This window comes from Streptomyces pseudogriseolus, from assembly GCA_002154585.1.
GTDB classification, from domain to species: Bacteria; Actinomycetota; Actinomycetes; order Streptomycetales; family Streptomycetaceae; genus Streptomyces; species Streptomyces pseudogriseolus.
The window spans coordinates 1-1322 of sequence record MUNG01000507.1 but is presented as its reverse complement, the minus strand read 5'-3'; the positions used below and the strand labels follow the sequence as shown (position 1 = coordinate 1322).

Sequence of the window (1322 nt, the reverse complement as noted above, 5' to 3'; positions counted from 1 at the left end):
ACGCGGGTCGGGAGGGGCGTCCGGGCGCGTCGGGGCGTGGCGGAGCGGCAGATTCCGTCGCCGGAGAGGGTGACTCCGGGGCCAACCCCGGCAACCGGCTCGCGCCGCACCCGTTCGGCGGGCAGGATGCTGCCCGTAACCGACGTCCGCCCTGGGAGGCACCCGGATGACCGGCACCGCGCCCGTGCCCTTCACCGCCGACGACTACGCGGCCCGCATGGAGCGGGCCGCCCGGCAGGCCGCCGACGCCGGACTCGCCGGGCTGCTCGTCGCCCCGGGCCCGGACATGGTGTGGCTCACCGGGTACACGCCGCCCGCCGACACCGAGCGGCTCACCCTGCTGGTCCTCGCCCCCGGCCGGCCACCCGAGCTCGTCGTCCCCGCCCTGGAGGCCCCGGACGCCGGGCGGGCCACCGGCGCGCCCGCCCTCACCCTGCGCGACTGGACCGACGGCAAGGACCCCTACGCCCTCACCGCCGCCCTCCTGGACGCCCGGGGGCGGTTCGGCGTCAGCGACAACGCCTGGGCGCTGCACCTCCTGGCCCTCCAGCGCACGCTCCCCGACACCTCGTACGTCGCCCTCACCGAGGCGCTGCCGATGCTGCGCGCCGTGAAGGACGCCGCGGAACTGGAGCGGCTCGCCGCGGCAGGCGCCGCCGCGGACGCCGCGTTCGAGGAGATCAGGCAGGTGCGCTTCTCCGGCCGCCCGGAGTCCGAGGTGGCCGCCGACCTCGCCGGGCTGCTGCGCCGGTTCGGCCACTCCCAGGTCGACTTCACCATCGTCGCCTCCGGGCCCAACGGCGCCAACCCGCACCACGAGGCCGGCGACCGCCGTATCGAGCGGGGCGACATGGTCGTCCTCGACTTCGGCGGACTGAAGGACGGCTACGGCTCCGACACCTCCCGTACCGTGCACGTGGGCGAGCCCACCGACGAGGAGCGCCGGGTGCACGACCTGGTGCGCGAGGCGCAGGAGGCGGGGTTCCAAGCGGTGCGGCCGGGCGCCGCCTGCCAGGACGTCGACCGGGCGGCCCGCGCGGTCATCGCCGACGCCGGGTACGGCGAGTACTTCATCCACCGCACCGGGCACGGCATCGGCGTCACCACCCACGAGCCGCCGTACATGATCGAGGGCGAGGAGCAGCCGCTCGTCCCCGGCATGTGCTTCTCCGTNNTGCCGGGGCGGTTCGGGGTGCGCATCGAGGACATCGTGACCGTCACGGAGGACGGGGGACGGCGGCTGAACGACACGGAGAGGGAGCTGGTCACAGTGGCCTGACCGCCCCTTCCCTCCCGTCCCAACGGGTTTTTCCCTCCCGTCC

The 1322-nt window shown here is 75.4% G+C and carries 1 protein-coding gene; it reads left to right on the top strand.

What is annotated here, in order from left to right; all coding sequences use genetic code 11:
• The first annotated feature begins 166 nt into the window (after positions 1 to 166).
• A complete protein-coding gene (locus tag CCN29_RS31900) occupies positions 167 to 1279 on the top strand; it encodes an aminopeptidase P family protein (RefSeq protein WP_086686022.1) in 1113 nt (370 codons plus the stop codon).
• Positions 1280 to 1322 lie beyond the last annotated feature (43 nt).